Here is a 3,822-nt window from a genome sequence, read left to right as displayed (position 1 = left end):
AGCGAGTTGCTGAGCGCGTACATGTTGCCGTACGACGTTGTGCCGCCTTCGGGCTTGTTTGCAATCTCGTAGCCGGCGAACAGGAATCCGAGTGCGATCAGCAGCCCGCCCGCGGCGACGAACGGAATCATGTAGCTCACGCCGGTGAGCAGGATCTGCCGGGTGCGGGTGCCCCACCCGATGCCGCCTGCGGCCCCGGCGCCGGAGGACGCGGCGCCTCCGCCCGCGGTCCCCTGCACCTTCGCAGAGTTCGGATCCGTTGCGGCAGCGAGTGCTTCGGACACCATCTTGGCCGGCTCGTTGATGGCACGCTTGACGCCGGATTCGATGACGGGCTTGCCCGCGAAGCGGCCTCTGTCCTTGACGCCGACGTCGGTGGCGAAGATGACGGCGTCGGCGGCGGCGATGACCTCCGGGGCCAGCGGGGTGCTGCCCGACGAGCCCTGGGTCTCGACGTGCACGGTGATGCCGGCTTCCTTGCCCGCCAGCGCGAGTGAGTCGGCCGCCATGTAGGTGTGGGCGATGCCGGTGGGGCAGGCGGTGACGGCGACCAGGGACCTGGCCTTCGCCTCGCCAACCGGGGCGGCGGGGGCGGCGGCGGCCTTGGGCGCGTCGGTGGCCGGTGCCGGATTCACGACGCCCTCGACCAGCTCGACGACCTCGGCGGCCGAGTTCGCGTCGCGCAGCGACTGGACGAACTCCTTGCGGACCAACGCTCTTGCCAGACTTGACAACAGCTTCATGTGCTCGGCGCCGCCGGAATCCGGGGCGGCGATCAGGAAGGCGAGGTCGGCTGGGCCGTCCGGAGCGCCGAAGTCGACGGCGGGGGAGAGTCGCGCAAATCCGATGGTGGCGGTCTCGACGTACGGAGAACGGCAGTGCGGGATCGCGATGCCGCCGGGCAACCCGGTCGCCGACTGTGCTTCCCGTGCCATGGCCGCGTCGACGAGGCCGTCGCGATCGGTCGCACGACCGGCATCGGCGAGGCGGGCGGCGAGCATGCCGATGACGGCCTGCTTGTCGCCGCCTGCGTCGACGTCCATGGCGACGAGGTCGGTGGTGATGATGGACATGTGTTTCCCCTTCTTGGTGGGCTGGGCGAGCGGAGTGACGAGACGGTCTACGGGCGGGTGGTTGCGGGCGTAATCGCATACACCCGTACGGAATTGAGGTCGATTTGCGACGGTGACGGAAGTGCTGAGCCGGGGAGTGCCGCCGCCCCGCTGCCATAGGCGACGGCCATCTGGAGGCGACGCGGCGGCTCGGCCCCGCCGACCGCGGCACGGACGTAGCCAGCCAGTGACGAGTCGCCTGCGCCGACGGTGCTGCGCGGGGTGATCGGTGGCGGGCTGGCCATCCAGCTGCCCGTCGGGTCGACGAGCACCGCCCCCGCCGCTCCGAGCGTGACGAGGATGGACTTGGCGCCGCGTTCGACGAGCTGGTTTGCGGCGGCCACCACCGGCGTCGGATCGCCCTGGGCGACGGCGGTTTCCAGCTCCTCGGCGGAAGCTCCGACGAGTCCGGCGAGCTCTTCGGCGTTGGGCTTGATGAGATCCGGTGCCGCGACGCCGAACCCGGCGGCCAACGCGTCGAGCGGGCGCTCTGACGTATCAACCGCGACCTGGCAGGACAGTGGCGACAATTCGGCGACGACATCGGCGTACCAGCTTGCGGGGACGCCGGGTGGAAGCGATCCCGACAACACCACCCACGTCGCGTCGGCCGCACGGGCGACGACCGTTCGCGTCAGCGCCTCGAGGGCGGCCTCGTCGAGCGGAGCGCCCGGTTCGTTGAGTTTGGTGGTGGTGCCGTCGATCTCGGTGATCGCGATGTTGGTCCGTACTGCACCGGTGACCGGTACGCACTGGAAGGGCACGCCGCTGGAACGCAGCGCGGTGACGATGGGGTCGGCGTCGCCGGCCGGGAGGACGGCCAGCGCGTCGAGGCCGGCCAGGGTCAGCGCGCGGGCGACGTTGACGCCCTTGCCGCCGGGCTCGCTGGTCGCCGAGGTGACGCGATGCACGGCGCCGCGGTTCAACGTGGTGCCGAGCGTGACCGTGCGGTCGATGCTCGGATTGGGGGTGATGGTGATGATCATTCGGGGGCTCCCGCGGTGATGACGACCTCGACGCCCTCGTCGGTCAACTGCTGGCGGTCGATGGCGGAGATCTCCGCGTCCGTGATGAGGGTGTCGACGCTGGAGATCGGGGCGAAGCTGACGAAGTCCTCGCGTCCGACCTTGGTGGAGTCGGCCGCGACGACGACGTAATTGGCGCACTCGACCATCGCCCGCTTGATCGCCGCCTCCTCGCTGTCGGGGGTCGAGAGCCCGTGGCGGACGCTGATGCCGTTGGTGCCGACGAACGCGATGTCGACGCGCAGCGTGTCGAGCACCCGCAGCGCCTGTTCGCCGACTGCGGCCTGCGTGACGCCACGCACCCGGCCGCCGAGCAGCTGCAGCGTCACGGTGGGCGTCGACGCCAACCGGGCGGCGATCGGCACGGAGTTGGTGACGACGACCAGTTCCCGGTCGGTGGGCAGGTGGTTGGCGATCCGCGCCGTGGTGGTGCCCGCATCCAGCAGCACGCTCGCGCCGCTCAGCGGGAAGAACTCGGCGGCGGCGGCCGCGATCGCGTCCTTGTAGTCGGCGCGGGTGGTTTCGCGTTCGCCGACGCCGGGTTCGACGAGGTGCAGTGCCCGGGTGGGGACGGCGCCACCGTGCACCCGGCGCAGGATGCCTGCCCGGTCCAGGGTGGCCAGGTCGCGTCGCACGGTCTCGGTGGTGACGTCGTAGGTCTGGGCGAGTTCGGCGACTGACGCGCGGCCCTGGCTAATCACCAGCGCGGCGATCGCTTGCTGGCGCTCTTCCGCGTACATGGGTCTCCGTTTTTGTGGGATATCTGCGGTTGGAATGTTGATATATTTGGTTTTACCCCTGAGTGTGTTGACTTGTCAATCATTTTCTGTAATCTGGTTCACATGAGTACGACACCGTCGCCTACGTCACTCCAGTCCGCTCCGCCCGCCTCGGGGACCGTCCTGCACGGCATCCCGGCAGTCGGAGGTGTTCAGTACGCACCCGTCATCAGGCCCGGCTCAAGGCCCCCCGTCGACGACGCGGCCGGTGACGTCGGGGAAACCGATCGTCCCGGCGAGGTCGCCCGGTTCGCGGCCGCCGCCGCGGCCGTCGCCGATCGGCTGCGCGCCCGTGCCGCCAACGCGTCGGGTGCGGCCTCGGAGGTGCTGCAGACCACGGCCAGCCTGGCGCAGGATCGCGCCTGGATCGCCGCGACGGAGAAGCGGATCGGCGAGGGCAACCCGGCGGTGCGGGCCGTATCCGGCGCCGTCGATCAGTTCGTCGCGATGTTCACCCAGATCGGTGGTCTGATGGCCGAACGCGTGACGGACCTCCGCGACATCCGCGATCGCGTGATCGCCGAACTCAACGGTCTGCCCGAACCCGGGGTCCCGGTGCCCGACGTGCCGTCGATCCTGTGTGCCGAGGACCTGGCCCCCGTCGACACGGCGGGGCTCGATGCGTCGCTGGTCGTGGCGCTGGCCACCACGCTCGGCGGGCCCACCAGCCACACGGCGATCATCGCGCGTCAGCTCGGCATCCCCTGTGTCGTCGCCGTTGTCGGGCTGGATGCCGTCGACGCCGAGACGATGGTGCTCGTCGACAGCGCTTCGGGAACCGTCACCGTCACGCCCGATGCCGCGGCCGCGGCCGACGCGGTGGCTGCGGCGCAGCGCGACGCCGAGCGGGCCGCAGGGTGGTCCGGTCCGGGCGCCACGGCCGACGGATACCCGGTCGCCGTCCTT

At 70.4% G+C, this 3,822-nt stretch carries 4 protein-coding genes; 1 reads left to right on the top strand and 3 read right to left on the bottom strand.

All coding sequences use genetic code 11. The features are described 5' to 3' along the window. The 3 genes from ABW137_RS35370 to ABW137_RS35360 all read right to left on the bottom strand — a co-directional run. The coding region (locus tag ABW137_RS35370) for a fructose PTS transporter subunit IIA (RefSeq protein ID WP_526407544.1) at positions 1-1,073 on the bottom strand (1,073 nt) is incomplete at its 3' end. A gap of 47 nt (positions 1,074-1,120) precedes the next feature. Beyond that, positions 1,121-2,098, bottom strand: coding sequence for a 1-phosphofructokinase (gene pfkB / locus ABW137_RS35365; RefSeq protein ID WP_526407542.1), 978 nt, complete (start codon positions 2,096-2,098; stop codon positions 1,121-1,123). Then, on the bottom strand, positions 2,095-2,877 hold the full coding sequence (locus tag ABW137_RS35360; RefSeq protein WP_526407540.1) for a DeoR/GlpR family DNA-binding transcription regulator: 783 nt from the start codon (positions 2,875-2,877) through the stop codon (positions 2,095-2,097). Before ABW137_RS35360 ends, pfkB begins: the two co-directional genes overlap by 4 nt. 102 nt (positions 2,878-2,979) lie before the next feature. Between ABW137_RS35360 and ABW137_RS35355 the strand changes: the two genes are divergently transcribed. Beyond that, the coding region (locus ABW137_RS35355; RefSeq protein ID WP_526407538.1) for a phosphoenolpyruvate-utilizing N-terminal domain-containing protein at positions 2,980-3,822 on the top strand (843 nt) is incomplete at its 3' end.

It is taken from the genome of Mycobacterium sp. (assembly GCF_040509115.1).
Lineage (GTDB): Bacteria > Actinomycetota > Actinomycetes > Mycobacteriales > Mycobacteriaceae > Mycobacterium.
The sequence above is the reverse complement of the archived record's forward strand: the minus strand, read 5'-3'. Positions and strand labels throughout refer to the sequence as shown.

Excerpts from the sequence above, each read along its gene's own strand:
- pfkB (WP_526407542.1), bottom strand. The coding sequence starts at position 2,098 with ATGATCATCACCATCACCCCCAATCCGAGCATCGACCGCACGGTCACG.
- ABW137_RS35360 (WP_526407540.1), bottom strand. The coding sequence starts at position 2,877 with ATGTACGCGGAAGAGCGCCAGCAAGCGATCGCCGCGCTGGTGATTAGC.